At 52.6% G+C, this 25,442-nt stretch carries 20 protein-coding genes; 11 read left to right on the forward strand and 9 right to left on the reverse strand.

Annotation, left to right across the window (positions count from 1 at the left end; translation table 11 throughout):
- Nucleotides 1–158 precede the first annotated feature (158 nt).
- From AB8516_RS06405 to AB8516_RS06420, 4 genes are all read right to left on the reverse strand, one after another.
- Nucleotides 159–1,070, reverse strand: a complete 912-nt coding sequence (locus AB8516_RS06405; protein ID WP_369159146.1) for an OmpA family protein — start codon at nt 1,068–1,070, stop codon at nt 159–161.
- A 158-nt stretch (nt 1,071–1,228) separates the two neighbouring features.
- Complete coding sequence (locus tag AB8516_RS06410; RefSeq protein WP_369159148.1) at nt 1,229–1,786, reverse strand: hemerythrin domain-containing protein; 558 nt, start codon at nt 1,784–1,786, stop codon at nt 1,229–1,231.
- Nucleotides 1,783–3,486 carry a TrkA family potassium uptake protein gene (locus tag AB8516_RS06415; RefSeq protein ID WP_369159150.1) on the reverse strand — a complete coding sequence of 568 codons (1,704 nt, stop codon included), beginning with the start codon at nt 3,484–3,486 and terminating at the stop codon, nt 1,783–1,785. Before AB8516_RS06415 ends, AB8516_RS06410 begins: the two co-directional genes overlap by 4 nt.
- Nucleotides 3,487–3,514: 28 nt before the next feature.
- Nucleotides 3,515–3,898, reverse strand: a complete 384-nt coding sequence (locus AB8516_RS06420) for a DUF6394 family protein (RefSeq protein WP_369159152.1) — start codon at nt 3,896–3,898, stop codon at nt 3,515–3,517.
- 318 nt (nt 3,899–4,216) lie between these two features.
- Between AB8516_RS06420 and AB8516_RS06425 the strand changes: the two genes are divergently transcribed.
- The 5 genes from AB8516_RS06425 to AB8516_RS06445 all read left to right on the forward strand — a co-directional run bounded on the left by AB8516_RS06425 (nt 4,217) and on the right by AB8516_RS06445 (nt 11,158).
- Entirely contained in the window at nt 4,217–5,185 is a 969-nt protein-coding gene (locus tag AB8516_RS06425) for a chemotaxis protein (RefSeq protein WP_369159154.1), read from the forward strand.
- 108 nt (nt 5,186–5,293) lie between these two features.
- Complete coding sequence (locus AB8516_RS06430; RefSeq protein WP_369159156.1) at nt 5,294–5,488, forward strand: UTP--glucose-1-phosphate uridylyltransferase; 195 nt, start codon at nt 5,294–5,296, stop codon at nt 5,486–5,488.
- On the forward strand, nt 5,478–8,438 hold the full coding sequence (locus AB8516_RS06435) for an ATP-binding protein (RefSeq protein WP_369159158.1): 2,961 nt from the start codon (nt 5,478–5,480) through the stop codon (nt 8,436–8,438). The genes AB8516_RS06430 and AB8516_RS06435 overlap by 11 nt, the downstream gene beginning before the upstream one ends.
- Nucleotides 8,435–9,772, forward strand: a complete 1,338-nt coding sequence (locus AB8516_RS06440) for a sigma-54 dependent transcriptional regulator (RefSeq protein ID WP_108291740.1) — start codon at nt 8,435–8,437, stop codon at nt 9,770–9,772. The genes AB8516_RS06435 and AB8516_RS06440 overlap by 4 nt, the downstream gene beginning before the upstream one ends.
- A 399-nt stretch (nt 9,773–10,171) precedes the next feature.
- Nucleotides 10,172–11,158 (forward strand): IS110 family transposase, encoded by a 987-nt coding sequence (locus AB8516_RS06445; RefSeq protein WP_369159161.1) that lies wholly within the window; start codon nt 10,172–10,174, stop codon nt 11,156–11,158.
- Nucleotides 11,159–11,221: 63 nt separating this feature from the next.
- Here AB8516_RS06445 and AB8516_RS06450 read toward each other — a convergent pair whose 3' ends face one another.
- Together AB8516_RS06450 and AB8516_RS06455 are read right to left on the reverse strand one after the other, a co-directional pair.
- The gene (locus tag AB8516_RS06450) at nt 11,222–12,610 is read right to left on the reverse strand and encodes a diguanylate cyclase domain-containing protein (protein WP_369159163.1); all 1,389 of its coding nucleotides are present in this window, start codon (nt 12,608–12,610) and stop codon (nt 11,222–11,224) included.
- 115 nt (nt 12,611–12,725) lie between these two features.
- Nucleotides 12,726–13,184: a TerB family tellurite resistance protein gene (locus AB8516_RS06455; RefSeq protein ID WP_369159164.1), complete on the reverse strand. Its 459-nt coding sequence runs from the start codon at nt 13,182–13,184 to the stop codon at nt 12,726–12,728.
- A gap of 555 nt (nt 13,185–13,739) precedes the next feature.
- On the opposite strand from AB8516_RS06455, the gene AB8516_RS06460 reads away from it, so the two are divergent.
- From AB8516_RS06460 to AB8516_RS06485, 6 genes are all read left to right on the forward strand, one after another.
- Nucleotides 13,740–13,994 (forward strand): DUF4212 domain-containing protein, encoded by a 255-nt coding sequence (locus tag AB8516_RS06460; protein ID WP_108291746.1) that lies wholly within the window; start codon nt 13,740–13,742, stop codon nt 13,992–13,994.
- Nucleotides 13,995–14,010: 16 nt separating this feature from the next.
- Nucleotides 14,011–15,795: a sodium:solute symporter family protein gene (locus AB8516_RS06465; protein WP_369159167.1), complete on the forward strand. Its 1,785-nt coding sequence runs from the start codon at nt 14,011–14,013 to the stop codon at nt 15,793–15,795.
- Nucleotides 15,796–15,962: 167 nt separating this feature from the next.
- Nucleotides 15,963–17,849, forward strand: a complete 1,887-nt coding sequence (locus tag AB8516_RS06470; RefSeq protein ID WP_369159169.1) for a putative nucleotidyltransferase substrate binding domain-containing protein — start codon at nt 15,963–15,965, stop codon at nt 17,847–17,849.
- A 2-nt stretch (nt 17,850–17,851) separates the two neighbouring features.
- Nucleotides 17,852–18,544, forward strand: coding sequence for an exonuclease domain-containing protein (locus AB8516_RS06475; RefSeq protein WP_108291752.1), 693 nt, complete (start codon nt 17,852–17,854; stop codon nt 18,542–18,544).
- A 154-nt stretch (nt 18,545–18,698) separates the two neighbouring features.
- The gene (gene acs, locus AB8516_RS06480; RefSeq protein WP_369159172.1) at nt 18,699–20,645 is read left to right on the forward strand and encodes an acetate--CoA ligase; all 1,947 of its coding nucleotides are present in this window, start codon (nt 18,699–18,701) and stop codon (nt 20,643–20,645) included.
- 187 nt (nt 20,646–20,832) lie between these two features.
- The gene (locus AB8516_RS06485; RefSeq protein WP_369159174.1) at nt 20,833–21,399 is read left to right on the forward strand and encodes a hypothetical protein; all 567 of its coding nucleotides are present in this window, start codon (nt 20,833–20,835) and stop codon (nt 21,397–21,399) included.
- Nucleotides 21,400–21,411: 12 nt separating this feature from the next.
- Here the strand turns inward: AB8516_RS06485 and AB8516_RS06490 are convergent, their stop codons facing one another.
- From AB8516_RS06490 to AB8516_RS06500, 3 genes are all read right to left on the reverse strand, one after another.
- On the reverse strand, nt 21,412–21,783 hold the full coding sequence (locus AB8516_RS06490; protein WP_369159176.1) for a hypothetical protein: 372 nt from the start codon (nt 21,781–21,783) through the stop codon (nt 21,412–21,414).
- A gap of 331 nt (nt 21,784–22,114) precedes the next feature.
- Nucleotides 22,115–22,621: a protease complex subunit PrcB family protein gene (locus AB8516_RS06495; protein WP_369159178.1), complete on the reverse strand. Its 507-nt coding sequence runs from the start codon at nt 22,619–22,621 to the stop codon at nt 22,115–22,117.
- 63 nt (nt 22,622–22,684) lie between these two features.
- On the reverse strand, nt 22,685–25,246 hold the full coding sequence (locus AB8516_RS06500) for a S8 family peptidase (protein WP_369159180.1): 2,562 nt from the start codon (nt 25,244–25,246) through the stop codon (nt 22,685–22,687).
- Between the last annotated feature and the right edge of the window lie 196 nt (nt 25,247–25,442).

Here is a 25,442-nt window from a genome sequence, read left to right on the forward strand (position 1 = left end):
ACTACGAAATACGAGTCATAACTATGCCTTTCAACAGCCTTATTGTGTGGCGACACCTGTATAGTGTGGTAGCCACCCTTGCTATGACTTAATGTGGTCGTATAAAGCCCCGGGCAGTATAAATCAGCATTCACGAAACGAGCTGTTTGCTTTCGGGGCTATCGCTGGAGATTGATTTCGACCCGTCGGTTGGCTGCCCTGGCGCGCGCTGTCCGCTTTGCTATTTTAGGCCGGGACTCTCCGTAGTGTTGCTGGATCATCATCCCTTCTTTGACGCCTTTGCCGGAAAGGTAATTGTAGACGTTTGCCGCCCGCCTTGCCGAAAGACGCTTGTTGTATCGCGTCGATCCCTGGTCGTCCGCATGACCCTCGATAATGATGCGGTTGATCTTCTCATCGGCCAGAACATAAGCGGCCAACCGAGCGAGTTGTTGTTCTCCACGATTGTCGATGGCGTCGACATCCAGTGCGAAATGAACCGTCGAGTTCTTTAACTCAGTAAATCCCCCGCTATTCGGCAGTTGGCGAAGACAGCGCTTGAACTCACGATAGGGCTTTTGGAATTTGACCGGTGACAATTGCACCCTGACCTGTCTGCGGTTGTCGTCCCAATCAGGAAAGGAGAAACTGCCGATCTGACCCTTGGTCAATGAGGTCAGCAACCACCCGGCCTGCTTCCGTTTTAAGGCCATCGGCCGCATCCCTGTCTGTATCGCAACTGAAAGTTGCAGGGTGTCCGGTGGAGTATGCTCCCAAGCCGGCGAGAGCTCTCTGACAACCCCGTCAACCGGCTCTGGCACCGGTTGAAAGCTAGTGATGAAAAAGTGCAGATTCTCACCTGCAATTCGCCTGAATCGGGCCACACCGAACTGCGGCACCTCATGTTTTAGCTCACAGCTGTAATCCGACCCGGAAAACTCCCAGACAGACTCATGTATACCCGCCATGTAGAGCTGATCTTCCAGATCAGCGGCATTCAGACAACGAGGTATGACTAGAACCAGCAGTACCAGAAACCTCATGGGAATAATGGACAGGGAGGTGTATTGCCTGTAATCCGAAAACATCATAACTGAATCTAAATTTAACCACTCTTGAGAGCTTATCGGCCAGGCTATACCTATCCTTAGCCTACCCTGCCTGTCATTGCATTAGACCCTCAGGCTGGGGCCAGCAAGCGTATATATGATGTTTTATATAGATGTTGAGAGTAGTTGTGAATCAGATGCTATTCGTCTTCGTGCGCCTTCAGATAGTCGATGAGACTACGGAATCGATTGAAGTCTTGGCGGTGAAACAGGGGATCCTCGCCATGTGAAATCTGACCCTCGAGTTTTTGCCACTCCTTGTCGCTGAGGGCGTTCTCCACCAGAGGAAAGACCTCTTGTTCTTCAAGGTCGATATGCTGCCGCTGCAGGGCGACGAATTCCCTGCCCCTCGTCTCCACCTCCTCTCTCAACAGCACCTCACCCTGCATGGCCCCTTCCAGGGTTTTTCTGTATGTTCGAGCCAGCCCAATCAGGTCGCCATGCTCCTTGCATATTCGATCGTAGAGCGCCTTGTGCGCCTGCATCGATTTCTTGCGGAAGGCTATTTTATTGATCTGATCTTCGGTGGGGTGATGCGATTGTTCGGCGTAGTGCTCGATGTAATCCAGCATTTCGATCTTGAGATCGAAGTTCGCTTCACGACCGGCACTCAGTGCATCCAGTTCTCTGCTCAACAAATCGAGCAGACGAGCCAGATTGATATGGTCTTTGTGGAGTTTTTCCAGTAGTGGTCTCATATCACCTCTCTTTTTCTTAATCGACGCCAAACCCACCCCTCCGGCCTGGACTCACCCGTTAGAATATAGTTCAAGGCATTCTCATTTTGCAGGGTCCAGAGCATGCGGTTTTTGGCATAGTAAGATCCACAGAAGAGCAAATGATCGTCTTTTTGCACCTTGAGGTCCATTTCAGGCAGTAAAAAATAGTCATTGTGGCGATAGAGCATCAGCGGAATACAGGAAAGTTTACTGTTTCTATCCCGGGGATCCGTCATCAGATCCCCCAGAGTCAGCTGATTCCCGCGTTTGACGAAAGCACACACAGCATGTGAATCGCGCTCGGAAAATGCCACTTCCCACACCTCCGGCGCGTGATGCGTCACCAGGGCGGATATCCTGCTGATCAGCTGACAGGCCCACTCATCATCCTGATGTAACACAAGTTTAACGAACTGATGCTGCATCGGAGCGCCTAACAATACCCGAATACGGTTGGCAATAATATCGCTGGGCAGCATCACCATATCCGCCCCGACAGCCTCTATCACTGCATCATTGTGCTTGATATTCTGACGCAAGATGACGAACAAATCCCGGTTCAACTCCCTTGCGGTCATGATGATGGAGAGATTGTTGGCATCATTGTCGGTTCCCGCCACCAGGCCGACCGCCCGCTCGATCTCCGCTTGTTGAAGGGTGTCCGCCTCAGTGCCCCTGCCTTCAATGTAGGGTGAGGACGGAGTCCCCGTCATCTGGGGTTCCGCTTCCACAACGACAACCTCCAACCCCTCGCGCACAAGCTTTTCATAGACCGCCTTGCCAAAGCGGCCATAGCCGCAAATCACCCAGAGTCCTTTCGAGGGGGGATAGACAGGATCGTTGAGCATATCCCGTTGTCCCAATGAGAGCCAATCCTGCAACAGACTGAGGCACGGTGCCTGAATAGCGGTCGCCAAATGCAGCGCGAAAGCATCGAAAGGATCGATGATGAAATCGGTGCCGAAGGAGGCCATGTTTTTTTCCACATCATGGGAGTCGGCCCGACAGATCACCCCGATTTCGGGATGCAGCAGTTTCGCTGTTATGGCGATCATCAAATTGACTTCATTGGCGTTGGTCAGCGCCACCACCCCTTCACACAGCGGATGCTTAAGGCCGGCTTCCAGAAGATGGTCCGGCAGACTGGCATCGCCACACAGGCCAGGAACATACTCACGCAGATTCTCCAGCTTAAGCATATTGACACGGTCTTCGAGTATATCGATCACAACCGCGTGCTGGTTTCTGTCAGTCAATGCCTTGACCAATGCCTCACCGGTTTGACCATATCCACAAATCAGATAAAAAGACTCTCGCATTCTATTGATTTGCTTTGTAAATCTCCGCTCAGTTAAAGCGTTTTGAAAGGTTTCGTCCTTGAGCAGGGCCAATACAGTACCGATGGAGTAGAGCCACACCACCACGGTAAAGAAGATGGAAAAGCTGACCCATAGACGCTGTCCCGCAGTGAAGGCGTAGGGTATTTCGCCGAAACCGATGGTGCTGGACATGAAACTGACGAAGTAGAAGGCATGGAAGAAATCCATATACACAACATTACCGTCGGCATCCTTGCCCGGAATCAGCACCAGACCCAGCATGGCGATCGAATAGGTCATCACCAGGGTCAACAGCGGCGCCCGCATGCGCCTGAAGATAAGAAAAAAGATATTGTTCATGGGGTGAAACGACCGCGCCTGGATCTGTTTAACGGCGCAGCATGACAGTCTCGATGATCAACAATACAACGGAAACCACATTCGCCAACATTGCACCGCCGGAGAGTGAGACGATACTGGCCGTGGTGACCGTGGTAAGACCGCTCTCGGTGACGTGCACCGCCACCGTCCATACAAGGGCGGCGGCAAACAGCTGCAGTAAGGCAACCAGACTGGTTGCCAGTAGTACCGCCCCCATCTGGGTCCGATCACCGAACTTGAGTACAGTGGCGATCAGATTGACCACGATGACCGCGAACAGCTCGTAGACATGGTGATGATCCGGGTTGTCCAGTTCACCGACAAAAAAACCAAAATTCAGTGTCAGGGCAAGTACAATGAAAAAACCAAAAACCACCTTCTCCGGATTCACACCGATTCTCCTCTATTTACCCATCAAATGACTTATGATTCAGATCTTGGTGTAAAAGCTACTTTTTTTCCAGTCATTTAGACATACCCCACGAATTCAGCCGTGATCAATACAGCCAGCCATCATGGGTGTGGCATCCCCAATCTCCCTGATTTCGATGACACCTGTGCAACGGCTATGTTCTGCACCTATACAGGCCTCACCAGCTAAAGCTTTCTGATACCTGACCGCTACAAAATGCATGAGGAACAGAGCTTCAGCATTATCAAGTTCCGCTCCGACCACAGAAAACGCCCTCTATTTTAGAGTAACAGGACCATGTCAAATTTTATTAAATCTGTAGATGACCGCACGCGTCTGGCTGGCACCAACCGACTGGAGGTCCTTCTTTTCAGCCTGGGTAAAGATCTCAGAACCGGCCGCGAAGAGACCTACGGCGTCAATGTCTTCAAGGTTCGTGAAGTGATGCTGGTACCGGAAATCACCCATGCACCGGATATGCCCCCATCGGTGGAGGGCATGGTGAGTCTGCGGGGAAATATGATACCTGTGATCAATCTGCCTGATTTTTGCGGTATTCAGACAGAAGAGAGGCCGGGTATTCTAATCGTCACGGAATACAATAAAAATGTGCAGGGATTCCTGGTACATGCGGTGGATACCATCGAGCGCCTGGCCTGGGAAGACGTCAAGGTGCCGCCGACCATGATGGCGCAGCAGCATGGCGGACTGGTGACCGCAGTCACAGAGCTGAAGGATAAGCGATTGGTCATGATCATGGACGTGGAGATGGTCCTCAGCCAGACATCGGGATTTGGACAGAATTCCGAAATCTTCGAGGGCATTCAGGATATCGGCGATAGTGATATCACTCTGCTGTTCGCCGATGATTCTGCCGTTGCCCGCGACCAAATTATCCGCACCATGGAGCATATGGGCATCAAATATATCGGCACCACCAATGGCGCAGAAGCCTGGAGCAAGCTCAAAGAGATTGCCGAACGGGCATCCGCCACCGGTCATAAACCCAGTGATTTCATACAGATCATACTGACTGATGTTGAAATGCCGGAAATGGACGGTTATGTGCTTACCAAGAAGATCAAGGAGGATGCTCGCTTCAGCAATATTCCCATCATTATGCACTCTTCTCTTTCGGCAGATGCCAACATGGCATTGGGCAAGGGCGTAGGCGCCGATGCCTATGTCCCAAAATTTGAGCCCACCGAGCTTTCAGCCAAATTGCATGAAATGATCGAAAATATTCACGCCCAGAAAACCTCTTGACGGTCTCTATCGCCCGATACGGCTAGACCCTGGCAGCCAGCGACTGAAGCTGGCTGCTTTCCCTGCCGGGGGGTTGTTACCTAAGGTAACAACTGCTAGGCTCTGGGAATGCGAGAACAACCGCCACCCGACCGACTGATAGACCGCACCGTAGCCCTGGGTCTGCTGATCCTGTTGCTGTTTTCAACGCCCATTATGATCTGGTGGACTTCTCCGGGAAGTCCATGGTACCTCCCCTATATCATCTGGATGGCGGTTATCTGCTTCATTGCATGGATCAACCAGCGACACCATGAGCCATGATCTCTGGTTACTCTTCGGCATAGGCTTTCTCTACCTGGGATTGCTGTTTGTCATCGCCCATGCGGGAGACAGCGGTCGAATTCCCGAACGTCTGATACGCCACCCTTTGACCTATGTTCTCTCTCTCGGCGTCTACGCCACGACCTGGACCTTCTATGGCAGCGTCGGCTTCGCGAAGACCCAGGGCTATCTCTTTTTGACCATCTATCTGGGAGTGACACTGGCATTCGCCCTGACGCCAATCCTGTTTCAACCACTGCTTCGCCTTACCCGCGAATACCAGCTGACATCCCTGGCCGACCTGTTCGCTTTCCGCTATCGCAGTCAACTGGCGGGCATTCTGGTCACCCTGTTCATGCTGGTGGGCACCTTGCCCTATATCGCACTGCAGATCCGCGCAGTCACCGACTCCCTGCAGATGATCAGCCATACTGTGGCACCACGTATCCTGGCCTTGATCTTTTGTTCCACACTGGTGGTGTTCGCTATTCTGTTCGGCGCCAGGCACAGCACCAGTCGCGAAAAACACCGAGGCCTGGTGTTGGCGATTGCATTTGAATCGATAGTCAAGCTGGTGGCCTTACTCGTCATTGGCCTGGTAACGCTGTTTGGTGTATTCGATGGGTTTTCAGGTCTCGACAAATGGCTTGCCGCACATCCTGAGATGCTCGATCGCCTCTATCAGCCAGTCAGAGAGGGTCCCTGGTCGACCCTGTTGCTACTGGCCTTCGCAGCCGCCTTTCTGTTACCACGGCAATTTCATATGTTGTTCGCGGAGAACCTGGAACCCAAGGCATTGAAGACCGCCACCTGGGGCTTCCCTCTTTTTCTCCTGCTGATCAATCTACCGATCCCCCTGATTCTTTGGGGAGGAGAGGCTCTCGGTCTCAGCATGCCTCCCGACTATTTCGCCCTCGGCATCACCCTCGATCAAGGCCCCTCCTGGTTACCGTTTCTCGCCTTTATCGGCGGTATTTCGTCAGCCAGCGCGATGATGATCATCACCACGCTGGCGCTGTCGTCGATGACATTGAACCACATCCTGCTCCCCACCAATTTTCCCGATCCGCAGGTCAATCTCTATCGCTGGCTGCTGTTGGGCCGCAGACTGTTGATCGCCCTGATCATCATGGCAGGGTACGGATTCTATATTTTGCTGGAAAAGCATCAGGGACTGGTCCAGCTAGGCCTGATCTCCTTCGTCGCGGTCGCTCAGTTCCTTCCCGGCATCATCGGACTACTCTATTGGCGTCGCGCCACCCGTCTCGGTTTCATCCTGGGCCTGCTGGCCGGTATAGGAGTCTGGACGGGAACACTGTTGATCCCTCTGTTGGAGAGTTCAGGTTTGGTGCGGACCGAATTCGATATACCGGCCCTGCTGGCTACGTCCGGCATGGACAAGTGGGAATTCGCGACTTTCTGGACACTCACCGCCAACACCCTGTTGTTTATTTTAGGGTCTCTGCTGAGTAAGCAGAGTCTAGGCGAAAGAGAGGCTGCGCAGGCCTGTTGCAGCGAGTCATTGGTGCCTCTGGGGGGCATGGTCAACGCCGTTTCAACCGCCCAGTTCACCAAACAATTGTCGCAGATGCTGGGTAGCGAAGCCGCTCAACGGGAGGTGGAACAGGCGCTCAGAGATCTCAGCCTGCCGGTCAACGAGACACGTCCGGCGCAACTGCGTCGACTGCGTGAACGTATTGAGCGAAATCTGTCCGGTCTGCTGGGTCCGCAGCTGGCGCACATGATCATCAACCGAAGGCTGCAACTGGATATCCACACCCAGTCCGCGCTGGCTGATTCCATGCGTTTTATCGAAGATCAGCTGGAGCACTCACGTACGCGGCTGCGCGGACTCAGTGCCGATCTCGACAATCTGCGTCGTTATCACCGGCAGGTCCTGCTCGATCTGCCGCTGGGTGTCTGCACCATCGACCGGCTACGCACAGTGACCATTTGGAATCTGGCCATGGAAGTGATGACCGGCGTGCCCGCTCGGGATGCCATCGGCGTTTCGATTCACAGACTGCCTCCCCCATGGGGACATCTGCTGACAGGCTTCGCCTCCGCATCGGATGAGCACATTCACCATCTGGAAGTCACTCATCAAGGGAAGAGTCGCTGGTTCAATCTGCACAAGGCCGCCATTCCGGCGCCGCTGCCGGTGGATCACCCCGTGGAAGAGGCGCGCACCAGCCAGGTTATGCTGATGGAGGACCTTACCGACTTGGAGACACTGGAGGCTGAATTGGCCCACAGCGAACGTTTGGCCTCGATCGGCCGGCTGGCGGCGGGGGTGGCGCACGAGATTGGAAATCCGGTGACCGGCATTGCATCCCTGGCGCAAAACCTGCGTCACGAGGATGATCCGGAATTGGTGCGGGAAAGTATCGAAGAGATAATCAACCAGACCCAACGCATCACCACAATCGTAAAGACACTGATGAACTTCAGCCGCAGTGGCGGTATCGGCGGCGATATATGCGTCTTCTCAATACGGGAGGTGGCGGACGAAGCGATGCGTCTGGTGAAATTAACCCGTCACGGACGTCAGATCCATTGTGAAAACCTGTGCCCACCCGACCTGACGATCACTGCGGATCGCCAGGGCATCTCGCAGATCCTGGTCAACATCCTCACCAATGCCTGCGATGCCTCGCCACCCGACAGTCGAGTGGAACTGAGCGCCGATGAAATCGATGATCTGGTGAGAATCCAGGTGCAGGACCAGGGCGAAGGCATCGAGGAGCAGGATTTAGGTTATATATTCGAACCGTTTTTCACCACAAAGGCTCCAGGCGACGGCACCGGGCTCGGACTCGCCATCGCCTATAAAATTGTTTCGGACCACAAGGGCGCCATCAGCATCGACTCTGAAAAAGACAAGGGCACCCGGGTTATTATCGATCTTCCAAAGGCAGGCCTGAACGCCATCATCGCAGAGACATCATGAATCAGATACTCATCATCGAAGACGAGGAGGTCATCCGCCGAGCAGTCAAGCGTCTGCTCGAGCGCAACGGCTATCAAATCACGGAAGCGGGTTCGGTAGAAGAGGCGCAATCCAGCCCCCTCGCCTCCTTCGACCTGATCATCAGTGATGTCAGGTTGCCCGGCGCGCCCGGGACCCAAATCATCGAGGCCGCGGCACCGGTACCGGTTCTGATCATGACCAGCTATGCCAGTATCCGTTCTGCGGTGGATGCGATGAAACTGGGGGCCATCGATTATATCGCCAAACCCTTCGACCACGATGAGTTATTGATTGTGGTGGAGCGAATCATCAAACAAGATCGCCAGCTCCGTCAGCAGGAGTTTCTTAAATCGGAGGTGGATAAAAGCTATCCGGTACGGGGCATGGTCGGCGACTGCCCGGCAATGATCGATGTCTTTAAACGTATCGATAAGGTTGCACCCACTGATGCCACGGTATTGATTCTCGGGGAGTCGGGCACGGGAAAGGAACTGGTCGCACGTGCACTGCATGAAAAGAGCCAGCGCAGCCAATCACCCTTTATCGTTTTCAACTGTGCCGCTGTACCGGAGAACCAGGTGGAGATCGAGTTGTTCGGCCACCAGAATGAAGGCGAGACCCGGCGTGGCGGACTGCTTGCGAAGGCTCATGGCGGTACCCTGTTTATGGATGAGGTCGGCGAACTCTCCATGGCTGCGCAGGCTCGGCTGCTACGTGTATTGCAGGGTGATGACTATAGCGCTCAGCAGGAGACGTCGAACAGTGGCCCCAATATCCGGATTATTGCCGCCACCCACAGGGATATTCGTAAATTGGTCCAACAGCAGACTTTCAGAAGCGACCTCTATTTCCGCCTGCGTGTGGTTGAAATGACCCTGCCTCCGCTTCGGGAGCGGGGCAGCGATATCAAATCGCTGGCGAAATTTCTCCTGACCAAATACTGTCGCCAGCTCAACCGTCCATCATTGAGCCTCAGCAGGAGCGCCCTCGAAGCCATCAGGCGCTACCATTGGCCCGGCAATATCAGAGAACTGGCAAATACAATCGAGCGTGCGGTTATCCTCTGCGAGGGTGACCATATCACACCGCAGTTGCTGGCCATCGACCACCATATCACCACCAAACGCATGGACAGTAACAATCCCGCCGATAATCTATCCCTTGAAGAGTATTTTCGCCATTTTGTACTCGACAACCAGGATCATATGACCGAAACGGAGCTTGCCAAACAGCTGGGAATCAGCCGCAAAGCGCTATGGGAACGTCGACAGCGTTTCGGCATTCCCAGGGAGAAGAAGGGCAAGAAAACTTGAGGGATTTTAGCAAGCTGCAAATTTACGCAAATCACCGCTAACCTTCGCAAGTGGTATGTCAGGGCTGTGTCTATGGGAGACATCCTGCTGAGTTATGAACGCTTAGCGTAGGGGAGTTACGATTTCATTCTACAGATAAATTGCGATTATTTGCGGTGTTTGGCGTTCATTTGCGGCTAAACCAAGTGCCGTAGGGTGCGGCAAGCCGCACCCTTGTATCTCTTCTGATGAATTGTTTAGCTAGCAATTCATCACACGGTGATAAGACCTGCACCGCACCCTGAGACCACGAGTCTGTTTTGTAGATACAGGCTATCACCGATTCTCTATAAACTGAATGGTATCGGAGTCCCTCCGGCATTACGGAGAGAGGCTGCATGAACAAGGTGAGTGAAGAGAATGAAAGCGATAATTGGCATTGATGTGAGTAAAAATAAGCTGGATTGTCTGTGGTTACGCAGTATCGAACCACGCAAGGTCAAGTCGAAGGTCTTTCCTAATACACCAGCCGGCCATGACCACCTACTCGATTGGTCACAAAAACAGACTGGTCAGCCACTGAGTGGGTTACGCTTTGTCATGGAGGCGACTGGCATCTACCACGAGCGTCTAGCCTACGGTCTGCATGAGCAAGGTGGTGAAGTCGCGGTGCTTAACCCGGCCCAGGTGAGAGATTACGCCAAGGGTATCGCGGTGCACACCAAGACCGACAGAAAGGACTCGCTGGTGTTAGCCTTGTATGGCGCCAAAGAACCCCTGCATCTGTGGAGACCGGAACCGGCAGAGATACGTAAACTCAAAGAGTTACTGTCACGGCTGGAGGCATTGCAAGGCGATATCCAGCGTGAACGCAACCGCCTGGAGAAGGCCTTGTCAGGGATCAGTCATCTAGAGGTTGGGCACTCCATCTCGACCGTGCTCAAAGGCCTGGAGCAAGAACAAAAGCGTCTGGAAGCGATGATCGATGAGCATATCGACACCCACCCCCAGCTGAAAAACGACCAGCAGCTGCTAGAAAGTATCCCAGGCATTGGCCGGACCCTCAGTCGAATCATGATGAGTGTCTACTGTGCCCGGGATTTTGAGCATGCTAGTCAAATGGCCGCCTATCTGGGAGTGGTGCCCATCGAGCATCAATCCGGATCCAGCATCAACAAGCGACCACGACTGTCGAAAGCAGGCAGCGCGAGGATCAGGGCCAAACTCTACATGCCTGCTATCGTGGCCAGTCTACACAACCCGACGGCCAAGGCCTTATACGAGCGGTTGCTCGCGAGAGGAAAATGCAAAATGTCCGCATTAGGAGCCGTTATGCGCAAATTAGTACATCTGTGCTTTGGGGTACTCAAGCACCAGCAAGTTTACTCCCCACAAGCCGCTTTATAGCTACTTGTGGGAGTAAGGGAGAGATGGTATCTACGGTTGGAAGATGCGATCGCGAGTTAAGGATCAATGCTGTGACTTTATCAGCTTTATCCAGTTCGATGTCTGCAGCAGATGCCTTTGCTTTGACAGTGGATGGAATCCGTGACTGGTCTGGGCATGACGAAGCAACTCGTCACTGTTTTCACCGTGTTTCGGAAAGACTGACGATCCGATGGTCAGATCGAGTGTGATATTTCTGCCATTGACCTCAATTGGATTGGAGAGTCCGATACGCAACTTTTCCGAGATATGAATGACCGATTTTTCATCCTGGATATGGGGTAATAAGAGAGCGAATTCACTACCGTCAATGCGCGAAAGAATATCGCCCTTGCGGACTTGGCGCTTAAGTCTGGCTGTAATGGTCTTTAAACATTCATCACCAGCAGTGTGGCCGTAGCGCTCATTGACCTGTTTTAAGTCCACCAACACGACATGTAAAAGACACAGCGGCGTATTATCCTGTTTGGCCTGTGTCAGCGCAAAGCTGAGATAATCCTCGAAGAGCACCCGGCTGGGGAGTCCGGTCAGTTCATCATGGAACTCCTGATATTTGTTGAGTTCTTCGATCTTGTTGTATTGGGTGATATCACGCCCAACGCCATAGGTGCCAAAAAAGACACGTTTTTTACCCTGTTGCGTGTAGAGCCTTCTGGACTGCAGGGCCACCAGAAGGGTTTTCGGCTTCCTGCCCGGATTCTCACCATCGGGCTCTTTACAACGCAGTCTGAGCTCGACCTCCGGAAATCTGTCCGGTGCAGTACGCCGCTCTTCAAAGACATGGTGCATTCGATCGATCTGGTCGCCCTCAACCAATGAACTCCAATGCCTGCCTAAAATCTCCTGTTTTGAATATCCGGTCACTTTGGTGAAGACCGTATTCACCATGCGAAAGTTACCCTTGGTATCGAGTAGAAACTGCAGATTGGGAGCGACATCGAACATCATGCGGTGTAGATTGCTCTTGATCTCGATCTTACGTTTGACCCCCTGTCTCTGCTCCTCCTTGACCTTCTTTCTCAGACTCTCGTCTATCGCCTTGAGCAGATCGACCGGAGTCACCGGCTTGCGGATAAAGTTATCCGCCCCCTTTTTCAGCGATTTAATCGCATCATCCATGGAGGGATCACCGGATATGGTGATAATACGTGTCTTCAACCCACGCTTGTGAATGAAATCCATGACCTTATAGCCGTCCGCCACCGGCATGTGAAGGTCCAGCAACACCACATCGAAAGGCTTGGAAATCAAAAGACCTGCGGCCTTTGCCCCATCCTCGGCGGTGTGTACATCATACCCCCAACTGGCCACCATCATAGCCAGGCTATCCGCATGACGAGATTCATCATCTACAATCAGCAAGCGCCCCTTAAGTGATGATTTCGCTTTCTTCGGATCTTCTTTGTTTTGCATGAGTGTTGCTTCCATCAAACTACAGCTATAACTTCACACTTCTGACTATACCATGAACCATCGTATCCAATTAGGAAATGGAGTCATCAATGAGGGTCAAATAAGAAATACAATCTTAAGAAGAGTTCATAATCCTATGTTTTGCAGCGATAAAATCACTGTGAGATACGTGGATCAAATCGGCCAGCCTACGAATGACATGCTCTTCATAATGGTGTAGTGCCTGATCGGCGAAGGCTACCCGCCAGAATGCCTCCACCACTTTTACCTTCTGTTCTGCCGAATAGTGTTCATTGATCAGGCGTGTAAACTGAAAATAGTCGGTGGACTCCTGATGCTCCTGCCTGGCAAGCGCTATCAGCTGCTCTGCCGATACCCTGTTCAAGGCAAACTGTTTCTGTATCGCATTCAGAATGGCATGCCGCTCTTCAGGCGCATTTTCATAATCCGCCTCGGCAATTTCGATCAACAATACCACAACCGCCAACCTTGTCGAATGCTCCAACTGCTCTCTCTCTTCTTCAACACCTGGTATGAGATAGCTATCGAAAAAATCTTTGATTGCTTTGATCATCTGGTTTTTACCAAAAAAGTCCGCACTGCCTGGTCATATAGTCGACAACTTGCTGACCGTCGAGATCCACCATATTGAAAGCAGGCCGGCATTTCTCGTCAGGCGGGTTACGGATCGGTCTGAAATTATGTTATCACGGGAGAATGAAAGCATCCTCTGATCCAACCCGCTATCGATCTCCGAGTATGACCGGTGAGATCGGGCAACCGTTTTCCGCTCCTTCCCACAAGCATGGAAAAAAAAAGTTTCTTACCGATGGAAACGCGTAGCGATTCTTTCGGTTACATACCCTATACACCGACGTTACCTATCGTAACGAAGATGCTGCCATGCAGCATAAAGACTTGACGCTTAACTTATTGTTTTATTTGACAATATCCAGTTTATCGCCACAAAATAGTGCATTGTGTGATCGCTATCGGCGCGGTAACACAACATGGTGTTTGTTCACTTCAGGGATAGATCATCTCGCTTCACTCGATAACGACAGGAGTCACGGCAAGTGACAGACACGCTTAATGACAGAACTTATTTATATGGCGGAGTGATCATGACATGAATAAAACTGCTGAACAGTATTGGAAAGCCAATATTCGCTTAGTAAGCATCTTACTGACGATTTGGTTTATCTGCTCGTTCCTATTCGGCATCATCTTAGTGGAACCGCTGAATACCATTAAGATCGGTGGTGTCGGATTGGGATTCTGGTTTGCTCAGAACGGCTCGATCTATACCTTTCTGGTGCTGATCTACGTCTACGCTAAACGCATGAATGCTCTGGATGTCGAATTTGACGTCCATGAGGACTAATGGGGGAAACTGACTCATGGATCTGCAAACATTAACTTATATCGTAGTCGGCGCGACCTTCGCCCTCTACATCGGCATCGCCTTCTGGGCACGCGCGGGAACCACTGGTGAGTTCTATGCGGCTGGCCGGGGTGTACACCCCGTCGCCAACGGTATGGCGACCGCCGCTGACTGGATGTCCGCCGCTTCCTTTATCTCGATGGCAGGCCTGATCGCCTTTAATGGCTACGGCGCTTCCGTCTTCCTGATGGGTTGGACCGGTGGTTACGTGCTCCTGGCACTGCTGCTCGCTCCCTATCTGCGTAAGTTCGGCAAGTTCACCGTACCCGAGTTCATCGGTGATCGTTACTACTCGCGTACTGCGCGTATTGTCGCGGTCATCTGCCTGATCATCGCCTCGATCACTTATGTAATCGGACAGATGAAGGGTATCGGCGTCGCCTTCTCTCGTTTTCTCGAGACCGAATACGACACCGGCCTCTACATCGGCATGGGCATAGTCTTCATCTACGCCGTAATGGGCGGCATGAAGGGTATCACCTATACCCAGATCGCCCAGTACTGTGTGTTGATCTTCGCCTACACCGTACCGGCGATCTTCATCTCCCTGAACATTACCGGCAACCCGATCCCGCAGTTGGGAATCGGCAGCTCCATGGCCGATGGTTCAGGCACCTACATGATGGATCGTCTCGATCAGGTGGTGACCGATCTGGGCTTTAACCAGTACACGACTCAGGTCATGGGCAGCAAGCTGAACATGTTTGTCTATACCCTCTCCCTGATGATCGGTACTGCGGGTCTGCCCCACGTTATCATCCGATTCTTCACTGTACCCAAGGTTAAGGATGCTCGTTCCTCAGCCGGCTGGGCGCTGGTCTTCATCGCCATTCTCTACACCACAGCACCTGCTGTCGGTTCCATGGCCCGTTTGAACCTGATGAACACCATCCAGACCGGTGAAGTCGGAAGCGCCGAAGGCAACATTGAAATCGCCAAGGTGCCTCAATGGATGCTCAACTGGCAGAAGACCGGTCTGTTGCAGTGGGAAGACAAGAACGGCGACGGACGTATCCAGTACTACAACGAGAAGAACAAGGAGTTCGCAGCCAAGGCCGAGAGCTACGGTTGGAAGGGTAACGAGATGACCAAGGTCGACCGTGACATCATGGTATTGGCCAATCCTGAAATCGCCAATCTGCCCAACTGGGTTGTTGCACTGGTGGTCGCAGGTGGTCTTGCTGCCGCCCTCTCCACCGCTGCCGGTCTGTTGCTGGCGATCTCCTCCTCTATCTCTCATGACCTCCTGAAGGGCGTCTTCATGCCCGACATTTCAGAGAAGAATGAGTTGTTGGCGGGTCGTATCGCCATGGCGGGTGCAATCGGCCTGGCCGGTTACTTCGGTCTCCACCCACCGGATTTCGCAGCCGGCACCGTGGCCATCGCCTTCGGTCTGGCGGCAAGCTCCATCTTCCCTGTACTGATGATGGGTATCTTCTATAAGAAGATGAACCGTGCAGGTGCGATCTGGGGCATGATCTCCGGTATCGGCGTCACCATGCTGTATGTGTTCCAGCACAAGGGCATCATGTTCATTCCGGGTACCTCGTTCCTCGGTGATCTGGGTCCGAACTGGTTCCTCGGCATTTCGCCAAACGCCTTTGGCGCCATCGGTGCGATAGTGAATTTCGCGGTCGCCATCGCTGTCTCCAAGGTCACGACTCCGCCGCCGGAACACATCCAGCACCTGGTGGAAGATATCCGTGTACCTAAAGGCGCAGGTGCTGCCACCGATCACTAATCAAAAACTCTAAAGCAGTAACTAAGTGCCCCGCTTCGGCGGGGCCTTTTTAACTGCAACGTATACACATTGTGTAGTGACTATCCACCAGCCTGGTACCAGAGGGTTGTTGAATAGTTACAAAATGAACATTTTTCACCATACTACTGGGATTCAATTCCAGCCGTATGCGAGCCACTCCTATGGAAATCGAACTGGTCGAGATTCGCGATTTTCTGGCACAACGCCCTCCCTTCGATGCCCTGCCCGAAGAGCAACTCAATCAACTTCCCAAATCCCTCGAAATTCGCTATCTGCGCCGCGGGAGCCTGTTCCCACCCGCTGACACGACCCAGGGGTTCATCTATATCCTGCGCAGTGGCGCCATCGAACTTCGTGATGATGAGGATAACCTGGTGGAGAAGCTGGCTGAGGGTGGCCTCTACACCACCGATTGCCAGTTGATCGATTTCAGCAGGGCGAGCCACGGCCTGGCGGTCGAGGATAGCCTGATCTATCAATTGCCGTGCTACGTATTGAAAACGTTGCGCAAGACGGAGCCGGCCTTCGACCGCCATTTCGCAGAATCGATCAGGGATCGGCTGAAACAGGCCGTTAGAACCCTGCAGGACTACGGAGACGAGAAGAATTGCGTCGCGGAGATGACTGTGGAGGTCTCCGATCTGATCAAGAAGACACCGGTCACCATCGATATCAACAGCACCATCCGTCAGGCGGCGGAGTTGATGAGTGACAAAAATGTCTCTTCAGTGATGATCCTGAAAGGAACGCAACTGGCAGGCGTCATCACCGACAGGGATCTGCGCAAACGCTGTATTGCGGCAGGTGTCTCCGTCGATCAGCCGGTCAGCCAGATCATGACCACCAACCTGGAGACCATCCAGGAAGGCACCATGGCAATCCAGGCATTGATGACCATGACGCGGCTCCATGTGCATCATCTTCCTGTAAAAAGGGGAGATGAGGTTGTCGGCATGTTGACCGCAACCGATCTGGCGCGGCACCAATCCACGAATTCGGCCTACCTGGCCAGTGACATCCGCAAGGCCGCCACTGTGGAAGACCTGGCTCACGTTAGCGAACGGCTGCCTGACCTTCAGTTCCATCTCGCCAATTCCAATGCCTCCGCACTACACATCGGCGAAGCCATATCCTCTATCACCGATTCATTGACTGCACGCCTGATCGAGATGGCCGAGGCCGAACTAGGACCGCCACCGGTACGTTACGTCTGGTTGTGTGGAGGTTCTCAGGCACGTGGTGAACAGACATCTCACTCCGATCAGGACAATGCCATGCTGATATCGGATGAGATGAAAGCTGAGCACGCGGACTATTTTGAGCGCCTGTCTAATCGGGTCTCCGACGGTCTGAATGCATGCGGTTTCATCTACTGCCCCGGTGATGCCATGGCGACGAATCCGAAATGGCGGCAGACACTGCAGATCTGGCGAAAGTATTTCAATGCCTGGATCAACAAACCCGAACCGATGGCGTTGATGCTGTCGAGTATCTTTTTCGACCTGCGCCCCATCTATGGCGAAGTAGAGCTCTTCAACGAATTGCAAAGCGATATTCTCAGCAAAACCCGCGGTAACGGCATCTTCACCGCCTACATGGCGGCAAATGCCCTGCATCACCGACCACCGCTCGGTTTCTTCCGCACCTTCGTTCTGATCCATGACGGTAAACATGATGACACCTTCGACATCAAGCACCGGGGCATCGTACCCATCACCGATATCGCCCGCGTATTCGCGCTTGATCAGGGACTCACACCCGTGAATACCACAGAGAGGCTGGAGGCTGCGGCGGAAACGACTGTCCTCAGCCGAGACATGGGAGAGAACCTGGTCGATGCATTGGAGTTTATTGCCAGTATCCGCATCTATCACCAGGCCGAGCAGATCCGCAAAGGGCTAAAACCGGACAACTACCTGTCACCGGAGGAGCTTTCAGATCTGGAACGCAGGCACTTGAAAGACGCCTTCAGGGTAATCCAGGAGATGCAGGACGCCATGGAAAACCGCTACCAGGGTGGACGTTTCGTATAGTTATGTTTTCAAGATTTCTCAGCTTGGACTCTCTGCGAAAAAGGGCTTTGGCAAAAGCTGAACCGGGGATTCTGCATGACTATCTCTCTACCCCGCTGACCTCAAAAACCACCCAATGCCAGCAACTGTCGATCGTTTCCCTGGATCTTGAAACCACTGGCCTCGATCCGAACAAAGACAAGATCCTCAGCTTTGGCCTGGTCGAGATGAATCACATGACCATCAAACTCGAGACTGCACGTCACCAGTTGATCACGATCGACGAGGAGATCCCGGAGGAGTCGGCGGTCATCCATCAGATTACCGATGACCAGGCAGCCACGGGTGTTTCGATCCAAGATGCCTTGCAGGAACTCCTGCAACACATGGCCGGCAAAGTCATGCTGGTGCACTATTCCGCGATTGAGCAGAAATTCATCAGCGCCGCCTGTGAAAAATTGTTCGGTGCGCCCTTTGTCATCCCGATTATCGATACCCTGGTATTGGCGCAACGCATCTTTGAACACCGCAATCACACCATCCAACCGGGAGATCTGCGTCTATTCAACCTGCGCCCGCGTTATAATTTACCCAATTACAAGGCACACAACGCATTAAGTGACGCTGTCGCCACTGCTGAGTTGTTTTTAGCCATGGCATCTGAGATGGTGCCACAACCTAGCCAATGTCAACTAAAGCGTTTCCTTACACGTTGACTGGCAATAGAATGGTGAGAATTCTGGAGAAAAAACCGTTTTCATATATCGGTTAATATTTTTTAGGAATAATCTAGCATGCTCTTAACAAAGTAACGGCATACACAGACACAGCTGCTGTTGAGAATGAAAAACCACCGTTGAGGAGAATTCAATGTCAGAAAACAAGACCTACCCCGTACCTGCCGATTTCGCAGCACAGGCAAATATCAACGATGCCCAGTACCAGGAAATGTATCGGCAGTCGATCTCTGATCCGGAAGGCTTTTGGGGGGAACAAGCCGAACAATACGTCACCTGGTTTAAAAAATGGGATAAAGTTGTCGATTGGAGTTTCGGTGAAGGCGATCTGCACATCGAGTGGTTCAAAGGCGCCACACTGAATGTCGCCTACAACTGTCTCGACCGTCACCTGGAGAACCGTGGTGATCAGGTAGCCATCATCTGGGAGGGCGACAACCCGGATGAGGATCGTAAAATCACCTACCGTGAACTTCACGAAGAAGTCTGTAAGTTTGCCAATGTGTTGAAATCGCGTGGTGTGAAAAAAGGAGACCGGGTCTCTCTCTATCTGCCGATGATTCCTGAGGCCGCTGTCGCCATGCTCGCCTGTACGCGTATCGGCGCTGTTCACTCCATCGTATTTGGCGGCTTCTCACCGGATGCATTGCGCGACCGCATTCTCGATTCGGATTGCCAGGTGGTGATCACCGCAGACCAGTCGATGCGCGGTGGCAAGAGGGTACCTCTGAAAGCCAATGCCGACAAGGCCATCGCCCAATGCCCGAATGTTCATACCTGCTTGGTAGTAAAACGTGGCGGTGACCCGGTGGAGTGGAATGATGACCGGGATGTCTGGTACCACGAATCCATGTCAGGTGCATCATCCGACTGTCCGGCAGAAGAGATGGCGGCGGACGACCCGCTCTTTATACTCTATACCTCCGGATCAACCGGCAAACCCAAGGGCGTGCTCCACACCACGGGCGGCTATCTGCTACAGGCGGCGATGACCCACAAACTGGTGTTCGACTACAAGGACGGCGAGGTCTACTGGTGTACTGCCGATGTAGGCTGGGTCACCGGCCACACCTACATTGTATATGGCCCGCTAACCAACGGTGCCATCAGTGTGATGTTCGAAGGGATCCCGACTTATCCCGATATCTCACGCTTCTGGCAGGTCTGCGACAAACACAATGTCGCCACTTTCTATACCGCACCCACCGCGATACGTTCTCTGATGAGTGCGGGCGAGGAGCCGGTGAAAAAGACCAGCCGCAGCACTCTGCGTCTTCTCGGCACCGTGGGTGAACCGATTAATCCGGAGGCCTGGGAGTGGTACTACCGGGTAGTCGGTGATGAGCGTTGTCCAATCGTCGATACCTGGTGGCAGACCGAAACCGGCGCCCACATGTTGACACCGCTGCCAGGCGCCACACCGTTGAAGCCCGGCTCGGCGACCCGTCCCTTCTTTGGAGTGGACCCGGTATTACTCGATGATCAAGGTGTAGAGATCGATGGCAATCCAGCCGAGGGCAATCTGGCCATCAAACACCCCTGGCCCTCGATGATGCGCACAGTTTATGGCGATCACAAACGATTCTTTGAAACCTATTTCGCCATGTATCCCGGCTACTATTTCACCGGTGACGGCGCTCGTCGTGACGAAGATGGCTACTACTGGATAACCGGCCGTGTAGATGACGTACTGAATGTTTCAGGTCATCGCCTGGGTACCGCTGAGATCGAATCCGCCCTGGTGCTGCACGACCAGGTTGCAGAGGCGGCAGTGGTCGGGTATCCCCATGATTTGACCGGACAGGGCATCTACGCTTACGTCACCCTGATGGCAGGGACCGAAGGAAGCGATGAGCTGAAGGCTGAGCTGGTAAAACTGGTACGTACCGAAATCGGTCCGATTGCCAAGGTCAACCTTATTCAATGGGCGCCTGGTCTGCCCAAGACCCGTTCCGGCAAGATCATGCGCCGTATTCTACGCAAGATTGCCGCCAACGAGTTGGAAAACCTGGGAGATACCTCCACCCTGGCTGATCCTACTGTGGTTGACAACCTGATCGACAACAGGGAAAACAGGTAGCATCCCGCTGTTTGGTGTCTGGCGGACGGTTTTTTTACTGTTCGATGGATTCCAGCCCCTAACCTAGAATCCCCATCGGTATTGAAAGATACCGATGGGGTAGCGGGGAATGACATTGTGTCAGCGATCGACAACTGTAAAGTTGCTGCTGCTTTAAATACCGATATCAAATAACGTCAATGACTTCATGAATTTCAAAATACCCTCTTTTTATAAACGCTTCTTGGTATTCTTCATTGTTATCGGTCCGATATTCTGGCTGGTCTTTACGGAAGACGGACAGCGACGCACGGATATCGTACTGCTGACCTTATGGGGCGAGGATGAGATCGCATTGAATTTAGAAGCGCTGGATAATCAAATCAGCGAAGAGGATTTAAAACAGGTATTTCCCGACATAACCTGGTCATGCAAAGATGAATTAAGTGGTTTCGGCAATCGTCTATGTGCCTCACGCATCGGCATTTACAACGATATCCCGGCCCACTACGTAACCATTTTTTTCCACGACAGCTGGATCAATGGCGTAAAGATCGGCTATCGCGGCAACTATCATGAACTATTGAAACAACAGCTTTGGCAACAACTCGGCGCACCGGCCAACAGAAATCCCCAGATTCCCATCATACAGGGAATGGAATCGGTGATTCACTGGGTCACTAAGTCAGGCAATGTCATTCTGAAGGAGTCATTGAAAGAGGATGACGAAGCTGCCCTGTTCTGGCTCTCTTTCTCCATCATTCCACCAAGCTGACCTGGATGCAGGTCAGAAACCGTACAGCGACTCTTGCAAGAAACGTTTGAAATAGCGCATGATTTGCCGCGGGATGGCCCGCTCGGCATACAGGCGAAGCTCATGAATCTCGTCTGTTATCCGCTGATCATTGTATAGCTGTGCACGTTCTATGGCCTGATGCACAGCCTTTTCCAAAACAATCCCGTCACGGTGTTTCATCACACCGTAAATCGCCATGAGTGCAATTTGCTCTTCCAGCCCCATTTCGCATTGATTGTCGAGAATCGTCAGCATAATGGTGGTAACACAATCCACCTGAAGCGGATCCAGAGAGATGGCTTCAGCCCACACGGCGGCAGGATGTGGTGCATCAAATGAAGTCATTGCATCTTCTACTAACACGGTACGAATACCCCTATGACAGGTTGTTCACCGAAAAGCCTATATCTATATGCTAGTCCTATTGGAAATTTTTACTCGGTATTTTTTCACACCGCAGTCAAAATATTACAAATAGTCACTGTTACGTAAACCGCTGCCCATCACTCTCTTATAAACAGTGTTTGGTGAAAAGCACATGGAGGGATATTGATGAAAGATCCAGAGACAACATGGTTAATGAATTTATATGGTTAAGGAAATCCACGATCGGCCGGGCATGGAGCAGGATAGGGGACAGCTTGTAATATAAATTTTTACGACTCGATTTACACCGATGTTATTTGGGCAAGTACTATTTGAGATTCAGGTGATGTCTGACCACGCCCTCTTGATCGATGATTTCCAAACGTGAGTAGTTGCCCCTGGCAATCTTCAAGTAGAGACAAGGATAGGTCAATGCCTGAATCTGCACGGATCCGGGTTTAGGCTGCAGCCACTCCAAGGCAACCCTTGCCGTATCGGATGAGATCTCAAGATGGTCGGAAATGAGACGAAGGGCATACCCACCACTGGGTTGCTGTCCCATATTGACCCTGACTATCCAGAATTGCTCCGGACCCAAGCTGGTATCCGCATTTTTTTGCGGTGTATCGACGCCAATTCTGGCACTGTCCGCCTGTTTCGCTACAGCATCGGATACCAACTGCAGACCCGCTGTCTGGTTGACACTGCAGACATACCCCTGTTTCAGCACACTGACGGATGAAGAGGCCATTGTATTACACCCTGAAGAAACCAGCAGTATCAGTCCCAAACCGACCAATCTCTTCCAATCGTATTGCATCTTGTATCGTAACATCCTGGCATTCTCCAGTTTTTACTGAGCTGGAATCAGGCATCGTTGCCAACTCCAGCGGCTCATTTACTCTGCATCCAGCCGTCTCAACAACAGTGTCCGGGTTTGATTTCCAAGGGACTGTGAGCTCGGAGACTGGTATTCATACGAGGTCGTAAAATCCCGTTCGATTATATCGTTCGATTCAACGGTGATTATGCTGGGTTGTGAAGCGGTTGCATAGGCGCCGCAAGACTCGCCGGCATCGCATATGATACCGTCCATATCCATGTCGGAACCGGCAAAGATCAGGTAGTCGCCCGATGCCACATCGCCGAAACTGTAGTTAACGTTCTCACCAACCGCATCAACCTGGAATTGCTGCATGACCTCATCGGTATCGTTATTCACCAGTAGTACATAGTGAATGCCTGCATCACCGGAAATCGATGCATCGAGCACCTGCATAATGATTTCCACAGACGAGCTTGCACTTCCGGCGTTGATCTGAATAGTCCCCGAATAGGTACCCGCAGCCAGTCCGGATCGATCGTTGACGACACTGTAACTGCCATAACCGGAAGCATCGACCTGGTTGGCCTGTAGCGTCAACCAACTGATATCTTCTGAAATCTGAACGCTTCCCAGATCCCCTCCGATCTGTTCGATGAAGAGGGTGGCGCTCTGCAGATTATGGGAGAAGTTCAAGCTCTGAGGGTTGACGCTCAATGCCGGATCCACAGGCACCCCTCCCCCGCCCCTTTGTTGCGCGGCGTCCACGGCTCTGAAGGCATCGATCAAACCATGACCATAGAGATCGTCTCTTCCCGCATCACCAAGATCGCTGGTCATTTCTCCCCCGGCGAGCATGGCATCGAACTCTGCGGGTGTCATAGCGGGGTATGCCGCCTTCATCAGCGCCGCCACACCGGCAATATGGGGTGCCGCCATGGAGGTGCCGTTATAGAACACCAACTGATAGCTGAGCGTATCGGATGAATCGTCTCCTCCTGCACTCAATACGCCATCGGGCCTCGAATCGCCATTGAGATCCAATCGCAGATCACCACCCGGCGCCGCCACATCGATCATCGAACCATAGTTGGAATAGAATGCGAGATTGCGATTGATGTCCACAGCACTCACTGAAACCACGCCAGGATTTGAAGCGGGATAGGAGAGCTGGGAGGTGTTCTCGTTTCCCGCCGCGGCAATCATGATCACACCCTCGGCACGGGCCGCCGCCACTGCTTCCCGTGTTGTCTGGCTGTCGGCATTCCCACCAAGACTCATGTTGATAATGTCAGCCCGATTTACTGGTGTTGTGCCGGATGCATTCGACAGCCCGGCCGCATAACGTATCCCCTCCGCAAGATCCAGCGTGTTGCCCCCGTTCTTACCCAGCACGCGGATCGGCATGATCCTGCTATCCCAAGCAACACCGGCGGCACCCCGGCTGTCGTTGGTGCGCGCAGCAATCGTACCTGCCACATGGGTGCCGTGAAAGGATGAGGAGGCGCCTTCCTGGACCGCATCCCCCTCATCATTGGGATTGCTATCGATGCCGTCACCGTCGCCGGCACTCTCCGCATCTGAGATAAAATCGTATCCTGCCACCAGTTGGCCACTCATTTCCGGGTGATCGAGCAGTACGCCTGTATCAATGACCGCCACGACAACGCTGTTGTCCCCGGTTGTGATATCCCAGGCCTGTGGCAGGTTGATTTGCGGATAGTGCCACTGCAGGCTGTAGTATTCATCATTCGGCGTGGCTGAGGGGTGAACGATGTAATTGGGTTCCGCATAATCGACGTCAGAGCGTTTTTTTAATGCCTTGATAGCGAGCAGCGTATCGAGCTTCTGCCGTTGCTGATCGGACATCTGTGATTCCGCCACAGCTCTGGAGGCCACCACGCCAGCCTGCTCTTTCAGTTTCAGTCGCTGCACACCGCCGCCGTAGTTTTCAGTATCGAACCGGAACTGCGCTAACAGAGGGTCCTCAATACGGGCCTGAACCGACAGTTCATTAAAGCGGACCAAAACATCCTGCGGCAAAAATTCATCAGATAGCCTGAGTGCACCGGTCGGCAGCTGGGCTTGCGGCGTCAATCCAACAGAGAGCAAATAATTGGATGCACCGGTTACGGCATAGACATTCACATAGTACTGGCCATCCGCAGGAATCAGCAGTGATTCGAACTTGGTGACCCCCAATGAAGCATCGATCAATTGACCATTGATATCATAAAGGAACAGATCCAGATCCTCATCATTCGCCAGGTCGGCGATATTCAGCAACAATGTCTGACCCGCCTGCATATCGATGAGGAAGTAATCATCCGGATCACCGCTATTGAATGAATGGCCGGGAAAACCTTCGCGAGGCTGATTGACATATCCGCCGATATTGACCGGGTTGGGTACCGACTGGGCTGCAGTCAATGGATGGTTGGGGATTGGGGTGGTCACCACATCGTTGACATCACTGTCTGTGACAACGAAAGATGGAATGATCAGGCTGCCGCTGACGGTTACCCTTTGTACATCCCCATTGTCCCCACCGCCTCCTCCACCGCCACCGCAAGCCGCAATAAAGGACGTCACTACCAGGGAGAGGCCTAAAATAGTGAGTTTATCCAATCGAATCATTATTCCCGCTCCCGTAATATCCATGCAATCCAGATAGACAACAGACTATCGATTGTAGATGATGCCCCATCCATGTCAAAGAAGGCAGTCACTGATTGACGAATCCTGAAGCCCCCGAATGATCTGAGCGTGAGCACCCCAATAGCGCTCAACACTGATTGACTCTCTTTAGGGCCTGATAACCCGCCCTAGCGTT

The sequence above is a fragment of the Candidatus Thiodiazotropha sp. LNASS1 genome (assembly GCF_964212655.1).
Lineage (GTDB): Bacteria > Pseudomonadota > Gammaproteobacteria > Chromatiales > Chromatiaceae > Thiodiazotropha.